The organism is Ensifer oleiphilus (genome assembly GCF_013371465.1).
In the GTDB taxonomy this organism is placed as follows: Bacteria; Pseudomonadota; Alphaproteobacteria; order Rhizobiales; family Rhizobiaceae; genus Ensifer; species Ensifer oleiphilus.
This window is the reverse complement of sequence record NZ_JABWDU010000006.1, coordinates 40,681-58,530: the sequence shown is the minus strand read 5'-3', so window position 1 is coordinate 58,530 and position 17,850 is coordinate 40,681. Positions and strand designations below refer to the sequence as shown.

General features: G+C 61.8%; 17 protein-coding genes and 1 tRNA gene. 10 read left to right on the top strand and 8 right to left on the bottom strand.

Annotated elements, in window-relative coordinates; genetic code table 11:
• Positions 1–79 precede the first annotated feature (79 nt).
• Entirely contained in the window at positions 80–964 is an 885-nt protein-coding gene (locus HT585_RS21680; RefSeq protein WP_176354894.1) for an EamA family transporter, read from the bottom strand.
• 207 nt (positions 965–1,171) lie between these two features.
• On the opposite strand from HT585_RS21680, the gene HT585_RS21675 reads away from it, so the two are divergent.
• Positions 1,172–2,470: an adenylosuccinate synthase gene (locus tag HT585_RS21675; protein WP_053249702.1), complete on the top strand. Its 1,299-nt coding sequence runs from the start codon at positions 1,172–1,174 to the stop codon at positions 2,468–2,470.
• A 63-nt stretch (positions 2,471–2,533) separates the two neighbouring features.
• Entirely contained in the window at positions 2,534–4,837 is a 2,304-nt protein-coding gene (locus tag HT585_RS21670; protein WP_176354893.1) for a hypothetical protein, read from the top strand.
• An 86-nt stretch (positions 4,838–4,923) separates the two neighbouring features.
• Here the strand turns inward: HT585_RS21670 and rpoH are convergent, their stop codons facing one another.
• Positions 4,924–5,829 (bottom strand): RNA polymerase sigma factor RpoH, encoded by a 906-nt coding sequence (gene rpoH / locus HT585_RS21665; protein WP_077500721.1) that lies wholly within the window; start codon positions 5,827–5,829, stop codon positions 4,924–4,926.
• 210 nt (positions 5,830–6,039) lie between these two features.
• Positions 6,040–7,068, bottom strand: a complete 1,029-nt coding sequence (locus HT585_RS21660; RefSeq protein ID WP_176354892.1) for an RluA family pseudouridine synthase — start codon at positions 7,066–7,068, stop codon at positions 6,040–6,042.
• Between the two features lie 29 nt (positions 7,069–7,097).
• Between HT585_RS21660 and HT585_RS21655 the strand changes: the two genes are divergently transcribed.
• Both HT585_RS21655 and HT585_RS21650 read left to right on the top strand, forming a co-directional pair.
• Positions 7,098–7,481, top strand: a complete 384-nt coding sequence (locus HT585_RS21655; protein WP_176354891.1) for a hypothetical protein — start codon at positions 7,098–7,100, stop codon at positions 7,479–7,481.
• 4 nt (positions 7,482–7,485) lie between these two features.
• The gene (locus tag HT585_RS21650) at positions 7,486–8,322 is read left to right on the top strand and encodes a TrmH family RNA methyltransferase (RefSeq protein ID WP_176354890.1); all 837 of its coding nucleotides are present in this window, start codon (positions 7,486–7,488) and stop codon (positions 8,320–8,322) included.
• 109 nt (positions 8,323–8,431) lie between these two features.
• On the opposite strand, the gene HT585_RS21645 is transcribed toward HT585_RS21650, so the two are convergent.
• Both HT585_RS21645 and HT585_RS21640 read right to left on the bottom strand, forming a co-directional pair.
• Positions 8,432–9,613 (bottom strand): coiled-coil domain-containing protein, encoded by a 1,182-nt coding sequence (locus HT585_RS21645; protein ID WP_176354889.1) that lies wholly within the window; start codon positions 9,611–9,613, stop codon positions 8,432–8,434.
• Between the two features lie 216 nt (positions 9,614–9,829).
• Entirely contained in the window at positions 9,830–10,420 is a 591-nt protein-coding gene (locus HT585_RS21640) for an EipA family protein (protein ID WP_176354888.1), read from the bottom strand.
• A gap of 277 nt (positions 10,421–10,697) precedes the next feature.
• Here HT585_RS21640 and chpT point away from each other — a divergent pair, with 277 nt between their 5' ends.
• On the top strand, positions 10,698–11,351 hold the full coding sequence (chpT, locus tag HT585_RS21635) for a histidine phosphotransferase ChpT (protein ID WP_176354887.1): 654 nt from the start codon (positions 10,698–10,700) through the stop codon (positions 11,349–11,351).
• 265 nt (positions 11,352–11,616) lie between these two features.
• On the top strand, positions 11,617–11,979 hold the full coding sequence (locus HT585_RS21630) for a response regulator (protein ID WP_025424707.1): 363 nt from the start codon (positions 11,617–11,619) through the stop codon (positions 11,977–11,979).
• A gap of 340 nt (positions 11,980–12,319) precedes the next feature.
• On the opposite strand, the gene ctrA is transcribed toward HT585_RS21630, so the two are convergent.
• Complete coding sequence (gene ctrA, locus HT585_RS21625; protein ID WP_025424706.1) at positions 12,320–13,021, bottom strand: response regulator transcription factor CtrA; 702 nt, start codon at positions 13,019–13,021, stop codon at positions 12,320–12,322.
• A 442-nt stretch (positions 13,022–13,463) separates the two neighbouring features.
• Between ctrA and HT585_RS21620 the strand changes: the two genes are divergently transcribed.
• On the top strand, positions 13,464–13,814 hold the full coding sequence (locus HT585_RS21620; protein ID WP_077502815.1) for a flagellar export protein FliJ: 351 nt from the start codon (positions 13,464–13,466) through the stop codon (positions 13,812–13,814).
• Between the two features lie 164 nt (positions 13,815–13,978).
• Here the strand turns inward: HT585_RS21620 and HT585_RS21615 are convergent, their stop codons facing one another.
• Positions 13,979–14,260, bottom strand: a complete 282-nt coding sequence (locus tag HT585_RS21615; protein ID WP_176354886.1) for a GNAT family N-acetyltransferase — start codon at positions 14,258–14,260, stop codon at positions 13,979–13,981.
• Between the two features lie 215 nt (positions 14,261–14,475).
• Entirely contained in the window at positions 14,476–14,751 is a 276-nt protein-coding gene (sciP, locus tag HT585_RS21610) for a CtrA inhibitor SciP (protein ID WP_003527546.1), read from the bottom strand.
• A gap of 487 nt (positions 14,752–15,238) precedes the next feature.
• On the opposite strand from sciP, the gene HT585_RS21605 reads away from it, so the two are divergent.
• The 3 genes from HT585_RS21605 to HT585_RS21595 all read left to right on the top strand — a co-directional run bounded on the left by HT585_RS21605 (position 15,239) and on the right by HT585_RS21595 (position 17,786).
• Positions 15,239–15,988 carry a helix-turn-helix transcriptional regulator gene (locus HT585_RS21605; protein ID WP_176354885.1) on the top strand — a complete coding sequence of 250 codons (750 nt, stop codon included), beginning with the start codon at positions 15,239–15,241 and terminating at the stop codon, positions 15,986–15,988.
• A 390-nt stretch (positions 15,989–16,378) separates the two neighbouring features.
• Positions 16,379–17,575, top strand: coding sequence for a tRNA 2-thiouridine(34) synthase MnmA (mnmA, locus tag HT585_RS21600; protein WP_176354884.1), 1,197 nt, complete (start codon positions 16,379–16,381; stop codon positions 17,573–17,575).
• Positions 17,576–17,709: 134 nt separating this feature from the next.
• Positions 17,710–17,786: transfer RNA gene (locus tag HT585_RS21595), tRNA-Met, on the top strand.
• The last annotated feature ends 64 nt before the right edge of the window (positions 17,787–17,850 follow it).

Genomic DNA, 17,850 nt, shown 5'->3' with positions numbered 1-17,850 from the left:
ATCTGCTAACCAAGCCTTAAGGTGCCTCCCTAGGTCTAGGGATTGCATTGGCGAGGCTTCGCTACGCAGGCGCGCAGGGTCAGTGCTTGGGTCGCCCCTTTTCGGCAATGGCGATACCGCCGAGCACGAGCAGAAGGGCGATGAGATGGAAGGTGTGGAACGTCTCGCCGATCAACATCACCGACAGCAACGTGCCGAAGACGGGAATGGCATTGATGAACAGGCCGGCCCGATTGGCGCCGATCATCTCGACGCCGCGCACATAGAGCACTTGCGACATCAAGGATGGGAAGATGGCGGCGTAGAGGACGATGATCCAGCCGGTCATATCGGGAAAGATCGCCGTGCCGCTGCCGATTTCCCAGAACAGCAGCGGAATGGCGCTGATCAGCGCGCCGAAGGCGGGGGCCGCGATGAAGCTTTGCCAATGCATGGCAGGCTTCCAGCGCAGTGCCACCGTATAGGCGGCATAGACGATGCAGGCGGCGATCATCAGGGCGTCGCCGAAGTTGAATTCCAGTTGCAGCAGGCTGGCGATGTCGCCGTGTGCGGCGGTGATCAGCACGCCGATCAGCGTCACGGTGAAGCCGATCACCTGTGCGATCGAGGCGCGGGTGCGAAACAGCATGAAATTGAACAGGAAGATCAGCATCGGGATGCCGGCCTGGAGGATGACCGCGTTGATCGCGCTCGTATACTTCAGCGCTGAGTAGAGCAGGGCATTGAAGGTGGTGAAGCCGATCACGCCATAGGCCAGCAACTGCAGCCAATGCTGCTTTATCTTGTCCCAATCGCGGCGGATCTGCGGTGTCATCAGCACCAGGATGATGAGAAGCGCAAATACCCAGCGAAGGGTCGTGAGCATCATCGGGCTGACATGTCCGACGGCCATTTTTCCGGCCACGGAATTTCCGCCCCAGAAGAGTGCGGTCACGCAGAGATAGAAATAAGCCCTGGAATTCACGATGCTGCAACCTGCTGGAATGACGGGGATCGATGGCCACGAGGGCGGGAGAGACCCCAGATATAGGCGCTAAATCCAGCGTTTGTCATGCAAAAAGGCCGGAACGCCCGTCATAACGGGGTCGCTTTCCCGCAGACAACACAGTATAGATGCGCGGGTTTTGAGAACAGCGCAGTCCTCTCTGCGCGCGTCAACAGGAAGAGAATTATGACGAATGTCGTGGTGGTCGGATCCCAGTGGGGTGATGAAGGCAAAGGCAAGATTGTAGATTGGCTCTCGGAACGCGCTGACATCGTCGTGCGCTTTCAGGGCGGTCACAACGCCGGCCATACCCTGGTGATCGACGGCGTCAGCTACAAGCTGTCGCTGCTTCCGTCCGGCGTCGTGCGTCCGGGCAAGCTCGCCGTCATCGGCAACGGCGTCGTCATCGACCCGCATGCGCTGATCGCTGAAATCGACAAGCTCGGCAAGCAGGGCGTGACAATCACGCCGGAGAACCTGCGCGTTGCCGACAACGCCACGCTCATTCTTTCGCTGCACCGCGAACTCGACGGCTTCCGCGAAGACGCGGCCTCCAACAGCGGCACCAAGATCGGCACCACTCGCCGCGGCATCGGCCCGGCCTATGAAGACAAGGTCGGTCGCCGCGCGATCCGCGTGATGGATCTTGCCGATCTCGAAACCCTGCCGGCCAAGGTCGATCGCCTGCTGACGCACCACAACGCGCTGCGTCGCGGCCTCGGCGAGCCGGAAATCAGCCATGACGCGATCATGCTCGAGCTGTCTTCGGTCGCCGACAAGGTCCTGCCTTTCATGGACACCGTCTGGGTGCTGCTCGACAAGGCGCGTCGCAAGGGTGCACGCATCCTGTTCGAAGGCGCCCAGGGCACGCTGCTCGACATCGACCACGGCACCTATCCGTTCGTCACCTCGTCCAACACCGTTGCCGGCCAGGCCGCTGCCGGTTCCGGCATGGGCCCGGGCTCGCTCGGCTACATCCTCGGCATCACCAAGGCCTACACGACGCGCGTCGGCGAGGGTCCGTTCCCGACCGAACTTCATGACGAGATCGGCCAGTTCCTCGGCGAACGCGGTCATGAGTTCGGCACGGTGACCGGGCGCAAGCGCCGTTGCGGCTGGTTCGATGCGGCACTTGTGCGCCAGTCTGTTGCCGCCAACGGCATCACCGGCATCGCGCTGACCAAGCTCGACGTGCTCGATGGCCTGGATGAACTGAAGATTTGCGTCGGTTATACTCTCGACGGACAGCAGATCGATCATCTTCCGGCAAGCCAGGCGCAGCAAGCTTCGGCAAAGCCAGTCTATATTACACTCGAAGGCTGGAAGGAATCGACTGTCGGCGCACGCAGCTGGGCAGATCTTCCGGCACAGGCGATCAAGTATGTTCGCCAGGTCGAAGAACTCATCGGTGCACCGGTGGCTCTTCTTTCGACCAGCCCGGAGCGGGACGACACGATACTTGTGACGGACCCCTTTGAGGACTAGTGTCGGCGGACTGACATTGCGTCGTGATCGCAAACACGTGCCTGAGCGTATGAGAAAGTTCTGATGGCGGATTTTGTTGCAGTTATTCGCAGGACCGTTGACGGCCTGTCGGAAAACACACCTGAAATGCGGGATAAGGTCTACGAGAAGGCGCGCGCCGCCGTGCGTCGCCAGCTCGAGAATATGAATCCCCGTCCGTCGGACGACATGATCAATCGCCAGTTGGCGAAGCTCGAAAACGCGATCGTCGAGGTCGACAGCGAATATGCTGAAGCGCTCCCGGCGATCGACGAGGTCGAGCCGGAGGCCGAGGCCGTCGACGCGGTTGTGCCCGTTGCGCCGGAGCCGGAGCCGGAACCGGTCGACATCGTAGAGACGTCTGTTGAGCCGGCCGAGCCCGCGCCCGAAGTTCAGAACGAACCGATAACGGCCGCTGCCGAGGAACCGGCGGCCGAAGCCGTTGACGATGCCGGGCCTGTCTACGCCGATGCGCCTGTCGCGGTTCACGAACCGCCGGAAATCTACGCTGAGCCCTTGCCGGTCGAAGCCCCGGTAGAATATGCCGAGACCGCAGCCGAACAGGTCGAAGAACCGGAAGAGGCGCCCTGGCAGCCTCCCGTCGAGGATGAGCGGCCAGACGCTGCGCTGCCGCATGACGAGGAAATCGTCGCGAGCGCCGAGCCGATCGCGGATGGGATCTACGATCACGCACCCGCTGCAACGGCAATCGAGCCTGAAGCGGAGCCGGTTCAGGAAGCGACCTGGGATCCGCCCGCTATCGAGCCTGCCGCGGAAATGCCGGCGCGTTCGGAATGGGAACTGCCCGACTGGGAAGATACAAAGCCGGTTCCCGCGCCCGCTTCGCTGGATGCAGGGCCGCACGAGGCGGTCGACGACGCCGGCGCGCCGGAACTGCTCGGCATGCACCCCGTCGAGGAAAAACCTGTAGAAATCGAACCGGTGGCTGCGAAAGCGGACGCCAGCCGGTCGTGGTCGTTCGACGACGACGACCCCTTTGCCTCGATTACCGAGCGCCCTGCGCCGAAGGCCAGCGACGCCGAAATCTCCGATTGGTCGTGGCCCGTCGAAAAATCGACGCCAGCGCCGGCCGCAAGCGCGACCGAGCCCGCAAGCCAGCAGGAGCGTGCTGGGACTGCCTGGGATCATATTGACGATCTTCTGGGTCTGGAAGGCGGTGCGACCATTGCTGCAGGTGCTGCAGCGGGAGCCGCAACGGCCAGGGATACCGATCGCGGCATCGAGATGCCGGCTGCTGCCCCTTCGCGACCCACGTCGTACCGTACGACGCCGAAGCCTTCGCGCTTCAGCGTCAAGCGCGTGGCGATTGCCGCCGGCTTGCTGCTCTTGCTCGGTGGTGGCGGATTTGCCTACTGGCAGAACCGGGAGGCGGGCAATGCCTGGATGTCCGGCATGGTGGCGTCGGTAACGTCGGCTTTTTCCGGCACGGGCGAGACGCCCGTTGACCAGAGCACGCCCCCGGCGCAGACCAACGAGCCCACCACGCAACAGCAGCCCGGCGCGCACGATGACACGGCTGTCCCTGCCAACACATCGACGAAATTTACCCAACGTCTGCTGGCCGACGGCTCGGAGACGGATGCGGGCCCGGCCGTGGTGAACGGTGAAAGCGTTGCGCAGGAAGGCAAGTCGGTCGCACCGCAGACCGAGGCGGGAAGGCCGCAGGAAGATGCAGCCGTCACCCCAGGTGCCGAAGTCGGAACGCCTGCGGCCGGCCAGCAACCCGGCGCACAGCCGGCTCAGCCGGACGTTGCCGTCGCCAGCGGCGAAAAGATGTTCCTCTATGAGGAGCGGCTCGGCCAATCCTCTCCGACGGCGATCCCGGGAACGGTCGCATGGTCGGTCAAGGAGGAGTCTCCGGGTGGTGATGCCAAGCCGGAGCCGGCAATTCAGGCCCAGATCACGGTGCCTGACCGCGGGCTTACGGCTCTGATGACGATCAAGCGCAATGCGGATCCGTCTCTGCCGGCGAGCCACGTGATCGAATTCGTCTTCTCGCTTCCGCAGAACTTCGAAGGCGGCGCCATCGACGGCGTGCAGCGCGTTTCGATGAAGCGGACGGAGCAGGATCGTGGTGACGCGCTGATCGCCGTGCCCGCCAAGATCACCGACGACTTCCACATGATCGCGCTCAACGATTTTCCCGAAGTGGTGGGCAGCAACACCGAGCTGCTGCGCAGCCGCGGCTGGATCGACATCCCCTTGACCTATCGCAACGGCCGCCGCGCGCTGCTGACGCTCGAAAAGGGTCAGAGCGGCAACGAAGCGTTCAGCCAGGCCATGCGCGCCTGGGGATCGCCGGGCAGTACGGCGGCGACGGGGCAATAGTCCCGGATCTGTCGACTTGGAAAACAACAAAAAAACCCGGCGAGAATTTCGCCGGGTTTTTTTGTTTCGATTGCATCAGTTCTTGATTATGCGCCTTCGACGACCCGCAGGGCCTGGGCACGTTCCAGCGCCGCCTTGCGGACGGCGTCCTGGACCTTTTCGAAGGCCCTGACTTCGATCTGACGCACGCGTTCGCGGCTGATATCGAACTCGCTCGACAGGTCTTCCAGCGTCAGCGGATCTTCGGTGAGGCGGCGTGCCTCGAAGATGCGGCGTTCACGATCGTTGAGAACCTTCATGGCGTTTGCGAGCAAAGCCTTGCGGCTGTCGAGCTCGTCCTGCTCGATCAGGATCTGTTCCTGGTTGTCGTGGTCGTCGACGAGCCAATCCTGCCATTGTCCGGATTCGCCTTCGCTCGCCTTGATCGGCGCGTTAAGCGACGCATCGCCGGACAGGCGACGGTTCATCGAGATGACCTCTTCCTCGCTGACCTTCAGCGTGGTGGCGATTTCCTTGACGTGCTCCGGCTTCAGGTCGCCTTCGTCGAGCGCCTGGATCTTGCCCTTGAGGCGACGCAGGTTGAAGAACAGCCGCTTCTGGTTGGCAGTCGTGCCCATCTTGACCAGCGACCAGGAGCGCAGGATGTATTCCTGGATGGCTGCCTTGATCCACCACATCGCGTAGGTCGCCAGACGGAAGCCGCGATCGGGCTCGAACTTCTTGACGGCCTGCATCAGGCCGACGTTGCCTTCAGACACGACTTCGCCGATCGGCAGGCCATAGCCGCGATAACCCATCGCGATCTTGGCGACGAGGCGCAGGTGGCTGGTGACGAGCTTGTGGGCGGCGTTGCGGTCGTCGTGCTCCTGATACCGCTTGGCGAGCATGTACTCTTCCTGCGGCTCGAGCATCGGGAATTTACGGATTTCGTCGAGGTAACGATTGAGGCCGCCTTCACCAGCGGCAATGGACGGCAAATTGTTTCGGGCCATGAAGCACCCCCCTTTATAGTCTCCGGCCTCCGGGCGGCAGGCTGGGCATGTGGGTCTTCGTTAAGACCCCACGAGGCTATGAAATAAGTACGGCAAAAGCATGATTCAAGGAGTCCGGTTTCACTTAGATGTGACGCCGGAGGCAAGACAGATCACGAATAGAGGCGCATCCAACATCGGAATTCTGCACTCCGAATTCAAGAGGTTGCGTTACGTCGCGGCCTGCAGGGCCTCGACCAGCGCCGCCATGTCGTCGGGCATCGGCGCTTCGAAGTGCATGGTCTCGCCGGTTGCCGGATGTTCGAACTGCAGCATGAACGCATGCAGCGCCTGGCGGTGGAACTGGCTGACCACGGCCTTTGCCGCGTCGGGCAGCAGATTGGCCTTGGTGCGGAACGCCGCGCCATATTCCGGATCGCCGATCAGCGGATGGCCGATATGGGCCATGTGCACCCGGATCTGGTGGGTGCGCCCGGTTTCGAGGTGGCATTCGACTGTAGATGCGAGGCTGGTGCCGTCAGGCTTTTCCAGATAGCGCTCGACAACCTCGTAATGGGTGATCGCTTCGCGGGCGTCGTCGCTGTCCTCGCGCTTCACGGCGCGCTTGGTGCGGTCGCCGGCGCGGCCGAGCGGCGCGTCGATCGTCCCCTTCAGCTGGCGCGGGCGCCCCCAGACGACGGCGCGGTAGGCGCGCTCGAGCGGACCGGTGCGGCCGTGGTCGGCAAACTGATCCGACAGGTGGCGGTGTGCCGCGTCGTTCTTGGCGACGACCATGACCCCACTCGTTTCCTTGTCGAGCCGATGCACGATGCCGGGCCGCTTGACGCCGCCGATGCCCGAAAGGCTGTTGCCGCAATGGTGGATCAGCGCATTGACGAGCGTACCCGTCCAATTGCCGGCGCCGGGATGAACGACGAGGCCGGCCGGCTTCACAAGGACAATAAGGTCGTCGTCCTCGTAGAGAACGTCGAGCGGAATGTCCTCGCCCTTCGGCTCCGGATCTTCGGGTTCGGGCAGGTCGATCTCGAAGCGGTCGCCTGGCTGGACCTTCTTCTTCGGTTCGGTCACCGGCTTGCCGTTGATCGAAACGGCGCCCTGTTCGATCAGGCTTTTGATCCGGTTGCGCGAAAACTCGCCCGAAAGCGCCTCGGTCAGGAAGGAATCGAGCCGCCCTGCGGCGTCCTCGCCCGCCGTCAGGACTTTCCTATTGGCTGCTGCTTGTTTAAAGGGGTCGTTCATTCCGTTTTTAATCCGATAAAAGGCCAATCATGACCGCGACCGCGCCCGATGACCAGGAAGACAAGCCGCTAGACCCGGCGATGGAGAATGTTCGCCGCAAGATGGTGCGGCTGCAGCTCGTCTCGGCAGGCGTGATGTTGGTCATGCTTATGGCTGTCCTCGGCACGATTGTCTACAAGCTGACCCGCACGGACGAAAAGGCGCAGGCGCAATCGGCAGCCATCGCCGTTCCGAGTGAGGCACCGGTCAATGCTGTCGCAGCCCTCCCGGCCGGCTTCACGGTGACCAATGTCGCGCTGTCGGGCTCGCAGGTGCTTTTCTACGGCAATCTGCCTGGCGCCGAGCCGCGTGCGATCGTCTTCGACATTACGGCCGGCCGCATCGTTGCCGACATCACCGTCAGGACCAACTGACGGCATGGCTGCGAGCGCCCTGTCCCCGATCCGCATCGACGATCCGGCGGACCCGCGTATCGCCGGGTTCGTGTCGATCAAGGAGCGCGACCTGACGGGACGGCAGGGGCGCTTCATCGCAGAAGGCACGGTCGTGCTGCGCATGCTGGCGGCGGCGCACCACGCGGGCCGCGGGCTTGCGGCCGAGGCTATCCTGCTTCTCGAAAGCCGGGTGGCCGGCGTCGAGGCTATTGTGCGGGAGTTTCCCGCCGAGGTGCCCGTCTATGTGGCGGCGGCACCGGTTTTCGACGCCATTGCCGGCTTCAACATGCACCGTGGCGTGCTGGCGCTCGGACGGCGGGACGGCGTGTCCGGCCGGGACGCGCTCATCGCCTCGCTTCCCGCTTCAAGCCTTGTGCTCGCCGCCTGCGGCATCTCCAATCACGACAATATGGGGTCGCTGTTTCGCAATGCTGCCGCCTTCGGCGTCGATGCGGTGCTGATGGACGAGACGAGCTGCGATCCGATGTATCGCAAGGCGATCCGCGTTTCCGTCGGCTCGGTGCTGACCGTGCCGTTTGCGCGCGAGGGATCGGCGGCGTCGCTGATCGAACGGCTGCAGCACGAGGGCTTTGCGATCTGGGGCCTGTCGCCGGCCGGCGAAACCGATATCGGCGGAATACCACCGGCGGCGCGCACCGCCTTGCTTGTCGGAACCGAAGGCGAGGGTTTGCCGCCGGCCATCCTGGAATCGGTCCGCACCGCGCGCATTCGCCAGAGGCCCGGGCTCGACAGCCTCAATGTCTCGATGGCGGCCGGCATCGCGCTGCACCAGGTCGCCTTGATCAACGACCGGATCTGAACCGCGCGTGCAAACGCACCGCGCTTTCCGGCGTTCGCCTGCTGCGTCTCTGGCTTTCCGGCTTTGCGCAGGTTGCGCGAACCCGCCAAACGCGCCTGCGCGACAGGTTCTATTCTTTCGACAGGATTTGTTTTGCCCGCTTTGCCAGGCTCGTGCGGCCTGCAGCACCGCTCTGTGCTTCGCCTGCGAGCAGGCCTGGGATCGGTGAGGCAGCCCCTTCGCGTGTCGCGGTCAGCGCCACCATGCCGGCGGCGATTTCGGCCACTTCCTCGCGCAAGGCGTCGTCATGGTTCGAGCTTCTGGAATTGATCAGCCGCTCCGACAGGGCTGTTGCGCGGTTTTTGAGGTCATCGGAAAGGTCTGTGATGTCCAGGGGTGGCACGACGGGCTGACCGCTGAGGGGGGTGGAGGGGGCCGCAACGCTCTGCGATGGCTCGTTGCCGCTCGCGCGACGGTCCCTGCGCGCCGGGAAGGCGACGCCTGCCGCCCGCAGCGCCTTGGCCGCATCCCGCATGTCCTGATTCACGTCTTTCACCTTGGTCTTCAATCGTTCGATTTCATCGGCGCGCCGTTCGAGCGCGCTTTCGCGATCGGCACCTGCTGCCAGTTCCCGCGCAAGCTTGTCCTCCAGCCGCTGAAGACGGCTGTCGTCACGGGCGAGGCGCAGTTCCATTTCCTTGGCATGCGCGCTTTCGGTCTTCAGGTCCAAGCGCAGGGCCTCGCGCTCGTCGCGCAGCGTCGCAATCCGGCTCTTGTGGTTTTCGACCTCGGTTTCGCGAGCGGCAAGGTCGAGGCGCAGGTTGTCGATATCGCCGGCATGCTGCGCCAGTTGGTTGGTCAGCGCCTGGATCGTCTGCGCCTTGGCGGCGTTGTCGCGTTCGACGGTTTCGAGCGAGGCCTTCATGCGCTCCAGCCGCTGCTCGAACTGGCGGATCGCCGAGCGCATGTCGGCGGCCTCGACGTTCATGTCGGCGAGCTGGGCATGCAGGTCGGCATTCTCGCCGGCGAGGCGTCGCGCTTCCTGCAGCGTCTTCTCGTTGCCGAGCATCAGCGACACGCCCTTATCGCGCTCACGCTTCAGGGCCTGAAGCGTGCGCGCGTTCTCGGCGGCGTAAGTGGCGCGGGCGGCGTCCTTCTGGGCACGCACTTCCTGAGGGCTGAGCGGCATGGTGGCCTTCAAACGGTCCTCGGCAAAGCGCACGATGCGGCGGTGAATGGCCGGCGCAACGAGAAGGCCGATGATGATCGCCGTCAGGAAGCCCAGGGCAAAGAGGAGCGAGAATTCAATCACGAGCTGGCCGTTTCAAAGCTGGACCGGAAGCAAACGCCCCGCCAGACCACTCCGGTCGGGGCAAGGCGCTGCATATTACTTCCCTGCACTAAACATGACGTTTCGTGCGCTGCAAGTATTTGAGGCGGGATTTCGCCGAAGTGCACCCGCCGTCTACGGCGCCGCGCGTCCTTTTGGACGCGCAGGGGTCGCCGTCGCACTCTGACATGCGCTGGATCAGAAGGGGTTCCAGGTCGGGTTCTGCGTCATCTTGAGATAGCCGACATTGACCCCGAGACGGGCACCGATGCCGGTGCGGATCGGAACGACAACGATCTGTTCGTCGGTCAGCACGGTCATGCCGACGCCGGCCACCACATAGGCCGAGCCGGAGACGCCGCCGAAGCGCTTGTAGAGCGAAGGCACGCTCGGCAGGTTGTAGACCAGCATCATCGTGCGGCTGCCCTGTCCGCCCCAGTCGATACCGAGGGATGGGCCCTGCCAGAAGACGTTGTGCTGGCCGGCATTCTTGGTGTTGAGTTCGCCTTCCCCGTAGGTCAGGCCGGCAATGAAGGCGCCCGACCCTTCCTGTCCGAGGATGTATCCGTTCGGCAGGCCGTAGCGCTCGAAGGCGCGCTCCACCACCTTGGCAAGGCCGCCCGAGGTCTCGCCGAAGAAGCCGTGACCGGCATCGACGATCTCCTGCATCGAGTATTGGCTGTTGTTTGCCTGCTGGGCCTGGGCGGCGGATATGGCGCCCGCCATCAGGAACATCGTCGCCAGGATAGCGCGGCTGGCCGTTTTGGCTGCCATCATGATCTGCTGCATCGTTTCCTCCGTCAGGCGCGAAAATCACTCGCTTGCGGGTTTGCTATGGCCGGCATCTGCATCGATGACACGGCCAGCGGGGGTCTGGACCATTTCCCTGCAATTTGAACCGATGGTCTTAACAATCGGTTTACCAAATGTGGTGTCATTATGATCCACTGATGAACGGCTGCGCCGGGCAGCCCATGGCTTGCGTCTGCGCGCCTGAGGCTTTACCGGCTCTGCTCGAGCGCGTGCCTCATGTCCGCATGCCGATGGAACCGAACAAGGAACGACGATGGCAACGAATCCGAACCTGACATTGACGGGACCCGATCTGGCCGCGCTTCTGTGCAGCCGGGTTTGCCACGACGTTATCTCGCCGGTCGGCGCCATCAACAACGGCCTGGAGCTTCTCGACGAGGGCGGCGCCGACGCCGACGCCATGGACCTCATCCGCACCAGCGCACTCAACGCTTCGGTCCGCTTGAAGTTCGCGCGTCTCGCCTTCGGCGCTTCCGGCTCGGTCGGGGCGTCGATCGACACCGGCGAAGCGGAAAGGGCGGCCAAGGATTTTGCCGCCGCCGAGAAGAAGACCGAGGTCAATTGGCATGGGCCGCGCGCCATCATCGCCAAGAACCGGGTCAAGCTGCTCCTGAACCTCTTCCTCATCGCCTATGGCGCGATCCCGCGCGGCGGCGTCATCGACATCACGCTCGAGAATCCCGAGCATGACGCCGTGTTCACGCTGGTCTGCAAGGGCCGCATGATGCGGGTGCCTCCGCGCCTGGTCGAACTTCTGTCCGGCACGCCGGCAGAAGCGGTCGATGCGCACTCGATCCAGCCCTACTACACGGTGCTGCTCGGCGAAGAATCCGGCATGGCGATCGACGTGGTTTCCACCGGCGAAGAGATCATCTTCACCGCGCGCATGGCGCCCGCCGACGCTTAAGGCGGGCACTCGTCTTTTTCGATTTGAGACATGTCCGGCGCGGTGTGGCCATGGCCCCTGCGCCGGTTTTTTGCGTGGCCGCAGTTTAAGCGCCTGGCATTCCATGCTTTTCGCTGGTTCGCTGAAAAATTAATATTTTCAGCGCTTTAAAAGTCGTCCGAAAGGCGGCGTTAAGCAAGCTCCGTAACGAAATCTTTGCCAAATTTGTATAGGGTTGTTTCAAGCGTGCGAATGCGCGTATAGGTAAGGCATGAAGGAGTTGGACATGCGGCGCTTGATGATTGCCGACGGCTCGGATGTCGTCAGGAAGGTTGGAAAACGTATCCTGTCCGGCATGGGCTTCCTTGTCTACGAAGCGCCGAGCGGCCTTGAGGCGCTGGTGCGCTGTGAAGCCGAGCTGCCGAACATTCTTGTGGTCGATGCCGGCCTGGAAGGCGCCCTGGATCTCATCGCCAATATCAGACGGCTGCCGAACGGTGCTTCGGTGCGCATCTATTACTGCGTCGTCGAGGCGGATCTGAAGAAGATGATGGCGGGCAAGCGCGCCGGCGCCGACGATTTTCTGCTGAAGCCGTTCGATCGCAAGATCCTGACCAGCGTCTTTGCCAGCCAGTCGATGGCGGCCTGACGCCAGACGCATCCCTCTCCAGAGTGAACAAGCCGCGGCGATTGCTGCGGCTTTTTGCTGCCCGGATTTCACGCCTTTGCGTGGTGCCGAGATCAGGGCCAGGGCAAGTGCGTCGCCAATTCCTAAAGGCCTTGCCGCCGCTTGTCCGATAGCGGGCTGGCAGCGTCAGCCACGCATTCGATAGTCGGAAGACGTGGGGGAGGGGCCGCGCGATTGGCAAGCGAGGAGCCATTGTCACAACGAAAAAACCCGCCGGCAAGGGCGGGTTCGTTCAAAAGGGTTCCGTTGGCGTCATGCCTGGATATGCGGATCCATGCCGCGCCCGGAAGAGAGCCTGAAATCAGGCGGTTTCGGCGTATTCCGCACCATCCGGCTCGCGCAGGACGTAGCCGCGGCCCCAGACGGTTTCGATGTAGTTGGCGCCGCCGGCAGCGTTGGCAAGTTTCTTGCGCAGCTTGCAGATGAAGACGTCGATGATCTTCAGTTCCGGTTCGTCCATGCCGCCGTAGAGGTGGTTGAGGAACATTTCCTTGGTGAGCGTCGTGCCCTTGCGCAGCGAGAGCAGCTCGAGCATCTGGTATTCCTTGCCGGTGAGGTGGACGCGCTGTCCGCCGACTTCCACCGTCTTGGCATCGAGATTGACGATCAGTTCGCCGGTCGAGATGACCGACTGGGCATGACCCTTGGAACGGCGGACGATCGCATGGATGCGTGCCACCAACTCGTCCTTGTGGAACGGCTTGGTCATGTAGTCGTCGGCGCCGAAGCCGAGGCCGCGAACCTTGTCTTCAATTCCGGCCATGCCGGAGAGAATGAGGATCGGCGTCTTCACCTTGGAAAGACGCAGTGTTCTCAAGACCTCGTAACCGGACATGTCCGGAAGGTTGAGGTCGAGAAGGATGATGTCGTAGTCATAAAGTTTGCCGAGATCGACGCCTTCCTCACCGAGATCGGTGGTGTAAACGTTGAAACTCTCGGACTTCAGCATCAGCTCAATGCTCTGAGCCGTTGCGCTGTCGTCTTCAATTAGTAGAACCCGCATATTCTTCCCCTTTTCCGCCGCCCAAGGTCATCGTGGCCCCCTTACGCGATACGGATCCAGTCGTTGCCTGATTTGGAGGCTGCCATCAAATGGTTAACAAATTCTGATTCACTCTGGCAAGGTGTATCGAGATTGTTAAATATTTTTAGCAGTTCCCTGATTTCAAACGTGAATCCAAAATGGCACTTTTCATGCGAAACATGAGGAAATGCCGCTATCTGACTCTTCTGACTCGTTAATGCCGGGGCCGTCATATTTCGTGCCTCAGCATTTACGGAGCCTTAAATCATCACCCCTATGATTAACGATGCCCGTAAACGAAAGGTTACCAGCGGTAGGCTTTTGTTAATATCGCTGTCGATTTTTCGTTTTCTGTCTGTTGGGGCAGGCTCGACGGGCCAAATCAGTAACCGGGGTCTCGTTATCCACGGGAGTATTGCGTATGAAAGCACGTGAGAGCCTTGTCCGCCTGAAGGAATTTCAGGTCAGGGAGAAGCAGCGTCAGCTGAGCCAGCTTCAGATGATGATGGCTGAGTTCGAACGGATGACCAAGGATCTGGAAAATCAGATTGTTTTCGAGGAAAAGAAGTCGGGCATTTCCGATCCCTCGCATTTTGCCTATCCCACTTTCGCCAAGGCTGCTCGTCAAAGAGCCGACAATCTTCAGGTCTCCATTCGTGAACTGAAGATGCAGCAAGACGCTGCCGAACTCGCGCTTGAAGAAGTGCAAGCCGAGTATGCGAAGGCGGCGGCGCTCGAGGAACGGGACACGACGACGCGTCTGAGGGCGTAAGCCCCTCGGCGTCTCGAGGCATATGATTTTCATTCTTTGTCGGGCGATGCCGATGGCATGGCCCGATCCGGCACGATTGTCACCAGAACGAAAAACCCGCGCGACAGGCAACTGTCGAGCGGGTTTTTCTCATTTCGGGACCGTCTGGGAGTGGAGCGGTGGGATCAGGCCTGGATGACATCCTGCCAGTCGGGATGGCGCAGCGCCTGTGCGCGCATGAACGGGCAGAGCGGAATGATCTTCCAGCCGCCGTTGCGCGCTTCGTCGATCGCATGTTTTGCCAGCGCCTGTCCGACGCCCTTGCCGCGCAGTTCGTCGGGAACGTGGGTGTGATCGACGATGATCAGTTTCGGCGACGACCGCGAATAGGTCATCTCGCCGGTATATCCCTCGACGGATGTCGAGTAGCGGCCGTGCGAGCCGGTTTCTTCGTTGGCGATATCCATCTCGGCATCCCTTCGCATTCAACGTTTGCGTGTTGTCGACCATGCTATCGCATGACTGTGGCAACAGGAACCGGTTTGGCGAACGCAAAGGGGAAACGCACTGTCGCCGAAATGCCGCCGAACGGAAGGGGGGCAGCGTTGCTTCACCAAAAACGAAGACGGCGGCCACCGGAAAACCGGAGCCGCCGTTCCACCTATGGCCCTGTCGTGGGCTTTTAGTGGCGATACTGCTGGATGCGTGTCGTGCGCAGACCGGCCAGACCGTGATCGTTGATGGAGGACTGCCAGGACAGGAATTCCTCGACAGTGAGGGTATAGCGCTCGCACGCTTCCTCAAGGCTCAAAAGGCCACCGCGCACTGCGGCAACCACCTCAGCCTTCCTGCGGATAACCCAGCGCCGGGTATTCGCCGGCGGCAGATCCGCAATCGTCAGAGGACTGCCATCGGGGCCGATGACATATTTTACGCGTGGTCGCATCATTTCGGTCATGGGACTCTCTACACAAACTCAAGACCATATGTGGCTGACCTTAGCCCGCCACATTTAACATTTGCCTAAGCCGTCGGTAACAATTTGCTCATAATTTTAAATACTTCCGCACACTCCCTCGATCACTTCCGCAACGGCGCGCCGGCGATCGCGGCGACCGTTGCGTTCGACAATAGCCGTCAATTTGCCCGGAAAGCTTTGGATTATCGCGGATTTTACATGGGAGCCATGCAATTACCACATTTCACTTTAACTAAAATTCTTGGTAACGAGACGCCGAAATAAAGGATGAGCGACGTTTGTGCGCTCCCGATTCATTCTTGGTGCATCGTCATATTTTCACAACCGGTCGCGTTGCTTTCGCGGGCATGCCGGAGAGGGTGGCTGTATTCTGGCGCCTGAGTGAAGTTCATGCGCCGGATGATTCTCGGGGCGGTTTGTATTCTCTCGACCAGGTGCGTTGGCGCCGGTGATGTGGTGATCAGAGATGAAGGAATCGAATGAACCAGCCTTGCTACGCGAGGCTGAGACGGCGGACATGATTTCCGAAATCGATACGGCTGCCGTGCGCACCGAGTACGAACTTCTGCATCTGCTGCGGCGGCTGATCGCGCGTTATGGCTTCGGCCATTTCATGATCGCGCGGCTGCCGCTGGCCGAGCAGCAGCGCTTCTCCGAGCGCCTGGTGCTCAGCAACTGGCCATCCGAACTGGTGCGCCAGTACGACGCCTGCGAGACCTTTCAATCGAGCGTGCTGGTCGAGCGGTTGCGCAACACCAAGCTGCCGGTCGTCGGCGGTGCCGAACTGCTGGATGCGGCCGGCAAGCCGGTCGACGAGGCGATGGTGCACCGCCTGCTGGCCCATCCGGAGATGGCGCGTCATTTCGCCGTCCAGTTGCATACCAGCAGCGGCGATCCCTTCGTCGCCATGCTGTCCGGCCGGCGCGAGGCGCCTGTCGGCGTCGAGCAGGCGACGCTCTATCTTTCTCTCGTGCAACTGTTCGAATGTCTTGAGCGCACCTTCGATACGGGCAGTTCGGCGCGCGAAAAGCTGTCGAGCCGCGAAATCGAGTGTCTGCGCTGGGCAGCGGCCGGCAAGAGCAGCGACGAGATCGCCATCATCCTGGGGATCTCCACCTATACGGTCAGCAGCTACTTCAAGAGCGCGACCCGCAAACTCGACGCCGTCAACCGCATGCAGGCGATCGCCCGCGCCATGCGGCTGAAACTGATCTGAGACAGGCCGCTTTGATCGGCCTGGCGCCCTAGCGCCGCCCTTGCCGCGGAGCGGACAAGTTTCTATATGTCGGCGACTGGAGCACGTCGCGCAAAGATGCGCAGCGGTTTTGCGGTGACGGCGTGCTCGAAAACAAGAAGCTAAAGCGCTGAAGTGACCCCTTCGGGTCGCGGTGCGCTTCAGAGCATCCTGCTTTCAGCCGAACTGCAGAAAGCGGAGACGATGCTCCGGAACTTGCAATGCTGCAGCGATTTTTGCGCATCCGATCAGGACGTGCAGCGCTGCAGAAGCCGACAGCGTGCCGCGTGCTCTTATCCCGGCATTGCATCGCATGAAGCGTGAAACAGGGGCGAGCGCGATTGCCGCCACCCGAAGGCCGGATTGGATCCCGTGAATACTCTCGATTTTGACCGCAAGCCCGAAGATACGCGTGTCGTCGTCGCCATGTCCGGCGGTGTCGATAGTTCCGTCGTCGCCGGCCTGCTCAAACGCGAGGGCTACGACGTTCTGGGCATCACGCTGCAGCTCTACGATCATGGTGCAGCTGTGCACCGTGCCGGCTCCTGCTGCGCCGGCCAGGACATCGACGATGCCCGCCGCGTCTGCGAAACGCTCGGCATTCCGCACTACGTGCTCGATTACGAAGCGCGCTTCCGCGAAACGGTGATCAACCCGTTTGCCGAAAGTTATGTCGCCGGCGAAACGCCGATCCCCTGCGTTGCCTGCAACCAGACGGTCAAGTTCGCCGATCTGCTTGCGACCGCCAAGGAGCTCGGCGCCGATGCGCTGGCAACCGGCCACTATATCCGCTCGCGGCCGAGCCCGAACCCGCGCTATTCGGGCCAGCGGGCGCTCTATCGGCCGACGGATGCCGACCGCGACCAGAGCTATTTCCTCTTTGCGACCACTCAGGAGCAGATCGACTATCTGCGCTTTCCGCTCGGCCATCTCTCGAAGGCCGAAACGCGCGTGCTCGCCGAAGAGATGGGTCTCGTCGTCGCCCAGAAGGCCGACAGCCAGGACATCTGTTTCGTGCCGCAGGGCAAGTACAGCGACATCGTTTCGAAGCTGAAGCCGAACGCAGCGCTTGCCGGCGAGATCGTGCATCTCGACGGCCGCATCCTCGGCAGCCATGAAGGCATCCTGCACTACACCATCGGCCAGCGCCGTGGCATCGGCATCGCCACCGGCGAGCCGCTCTATGTCGTCTATCTCGACGCCCGCTCGCGCCGCGTCATCGTCGGCCCCAAGGAAGCGCTGGAAACGCGTCGTGTCTACCTGCGCGACGTCAACTGGCTGGGCGACGAGGATCTCGAAGACGTGGCGCTAAAAGGCTTCGACTGTTTCGCCAAGGTCCGCTCCACCCGCCAGCCGGCGCCGGCGATCCTGAAGCGCGATGCGGAAGGTCTCTATGTCGAGCTTGCCGAGGGTGAAGCGGGCATTGCGCCAGGCCAGGCCTGCGCGCTCTATTCCGGTATCGGCGAAGACGCCCGCGTCTATGGCGGCGGCTTCATCCGCAAATCCGAGCGCGAAGCCGGTGCGGAAGCCGCATTGAAGGTGCTTCTGTCAGCCCCTGCTGCTGCTTAAGACCATCATTTCCGATCGCGCGGGAAAACTTCACATTTTCCCCGCGACTTGGGTTGACACTGGGCGGAACCGGGCCTTATAAGCCGCCCGTCCAGTCAAGACGGCTTCTTCTTCGAAGCCCTGACGCGGTACCCGGCGGAGTAGCTCAGTAGGTTAGAGCAGAGGAATCATAATCCTTGTGTCGGGGGTTCGAATCCCTCCTCCGCTACCATTTTTTCAATGCGCGTGAATGAAACGGCAGCCTTTGTACGGTTAGCTATGCTGAATGTTGTAGT

Coding starts and splice junctions, on each gene's coding strand:
- HT585_RS21675 (WP_053249702.1), top strand. CDS start 1,172: ATGACGAATGTCGTGGTGGTCGGATCCCAGTGGGGTGATGAAGGCAAA.
- HT585_RS21670 (WP_176354893.1), top strand. CDS start 2,534: ATGGCGGATTTTGTTGCAGTTATTCGCAGGACCGTTGACGGCCTGTCG.
- rpoH (WP_077500721.1), bottom strand. CDS start 5,829: ATGGCCCGAAACAATTTGCCGTCCATTGCCGCTGGTGAAGGCGGCCTC.
- HT585_RS21660 (WP_176354892.1), bottom strand. CDS start 7,068: ATGAACGACCCCTTTAAACAAGCAGCAGCCAATAGGAAAGTCCTGACG.
- HT585_RS21655 (WP_176354891.1), top strand. CDS start 7,098: ATGACCGCGACCGCGCCCGATGACCAGGAAGACAAGCCGCTAGACCCG.
- HT585_RS21650 (WP_176354890.1), top strand. CDS start 7,486: ATGGCTGCGAGCGCCCTGTCCCCGATCCGCATCGACGATCCGGCGGAC.
- HT585_RS21640 (WP_176354888.1), bottom strand. CDS start 10,420: ATGCAGCAGATCATGATGGCAGCCAAAACGGCCAGCCGCGCTATCCTG.
- chpT (WP_176354887.1), top strand. CDS start 10,698: ATGGCAACGAATCCGAACCTGACATTGACGGGACCCGATCTGGCCGCG.
- HT585_RS21630 (WP_025424707.1), top strand. CDS start 11,617: ATGCGGCGCTTGATGATTGCCGACGGCTCGGATGTCGTCAGGAAGGTT.
- ctrA (WP_025424706.1), bottom strand. CDS start 13,021: ATGCGGGTTCTACTAATTGAAGACGACAGCGCAACGGCTCAGAGCATT.
- HT585_RS21620 (WP_077502815.1), top strand. CDS start 13,464: ATGAAAGCACGTGAGAGCCTTGTCCGCCTGAAGGAATTTCAGGTCAGG.
- HT585_RS21615 (WP_176354886.1), bottom strand. CDS start 14,260: ATGGATATCGCCAACGAAGAAACCGGCTCGCACGGCCGCTACTCGACA.
- sciP (WP_003527546.1), bottom strand. CDS start 14,751: ATGACCGAAATGATGCGACCACGCGTAAAATATGTCATCGGCCCCGAT.
- HT585_RS21605 (WP_176354885.1), top strand. CDS start 15,239: ATGAAGGAATCGAATGAACCAGCCTTGCTACGCGAGGCTGAGACGGCG.